This is a genomic window from Mesorhizobium sp. M7D.F.Ca.US.004.03.1.1, assembly GCF_003998635.1.
GTDB classification, from domain to species: domain Bacteria; phylum Pseudomonadota; class Alphaproteobacteria; order Rhizobiales; family Rhizobiaceae; genus Mesorhizobium; species Mesorhizobium loti.
The window spans coordinates 1-1,381 of sequence record NZ_RZQG01001252.1; the positions used below are offsets into that span (position 1 = coordinate 1).

Annotated in this window: 1 protein-coding gene and 1 pseudogene; one reads left to right on the plus strand and one right to left on the minus strand. The window is 62.7% G+C overall.

The genetic code is table 11. The annotated features are described in order from the left end of the window. Positions 1-348 (minus strand): annotated as a pseudogene (locus EN935_RS36065) (hypothetical protein); the annotation flags it as partial. Positions 349-614: 266 nt separating this feature from the next. On the opposite strand from EN935_RS36065, the gene EN935_RS36070 reads away from it, so the two are divergent. Continuing rightward, positions 615-1,214, plus strand: a complete 600-nt coding sequence (locus EN935_RS36070; protein WP_127263827.1) for a YdeI/OmpD-associated family protein — start codon at positions 615-617, stop codon at positions 1,212-1,214. Positions 1,215-1,381: the final 167 nt, after the last annotated feature.

Here is a 1,381-nt window from a genome sequence, read left to right on the forward strand (position 1 = left end):
GATCTCCATCGCCGGCAGGTAGAATTTGATCGAGCCGTTGGGCAGCATCGTCAGTTCCGGCTCGGTGTCGGAGTTCTCGTTGCCCGGGCGGTCGTAGTTGTTCCATTCGCCGAGGATCTGCCCGTGCACGATTTCAACGGGCTTGAGGTAATTGTGCTCCTTGTCCCGGAGGAAGAAGTGAACGTCCATCGGATGGCCGGGCTCTGTCTCGACCACCATGGCAAGGTCGACGGCGCCATCGCCATTGAAGTCGCCGGTCACCGCGGTGATGATTTTCCGGGTTTCGATCGGTTCGGCGAGGGCCATGGTCGGCAGCAAAAAGGCAAGGGCGAGGAGCGGAGATTTCATGTCGTATTCCCCCCGGGAGCGAGATGGCGTGCCCGAGCACGAGCATGGCAGGTATTCCGAGATTTTCTACAGCGGGGCCGGGAGAAAAATGTTCAGGTCGAGGGGGCGCGAAGGTACGCCGTACGCGCCCGACAAGTTTGCTGCCGGAAACTGACAGCGACTCGTGCCATTCTGGTCGATGACGATGGGCATGATGCCGGAGGCGGGATGACAGTGAAGACAGGGGACATGATGGCGCGAGCGACACCGAACAGGCAGGCCAACTGATGGCGCCGGTCAAAGTCGATCCCGACAAAGTCCACGAGTTTCCGGATCCCGCCAGCTTCCACGCCTGGCTCGGCAAGCACCACGCCACGGAAAGCGAAGTGTGGATCAAGGTGCACAAGGCGGGGTCGGGACTGAAGTCGATCACGCCCAAGGAAGCCATCGAGGTGGTGCTGTGCTTCGGCTGGATCGATGCGGTGCGCAAGGGGCTGGACGACAAGAGTTTCCTGCAGCGCTACACGCCGCGCGGCAGGAAGAGCATCTGGAGCCTGATCAACATCGACAACGTCGCGCGGCTGGTCGAGAAGGGCCGCATGACCGAGCATGGGCTGAAACAGGTCGAGGCGGCCAAGGCCGACGGGCGCTGGGCGCGCGCCTACGGCAGCGGCAAGGAGATGAAAATCCCCGATGACCTGCAGGCTGCCATCGATGCCGAGCCGGCGGCGAAGGCGATGCTGGCAAAGCTCAGCGCGCAGAACCGCTTCGCGCTCGCCTTCCGCACCCACAACATGAAGACCGAGGCCGGGCGCAAGAAGAAGATCGAGACTTTTGTGGCGATGTTGAAGCGTGGCGAGACGATCCATCCGCAGGGCAGGAAGTAAGCCCCTCAGGCGCCCGAGTGCGGATCGATGCTGTAGGGATGGACCGGATGGCCAGAACCGATGGCGTCGCGCACGCGGCCAGTCCACGCGGCGAAAGCCGGATAGCCCGTCAGCGAGAAGCCGCAATCCTCGCCGCAAAAGGATGGGCCATGCTCACGCTCCACGAC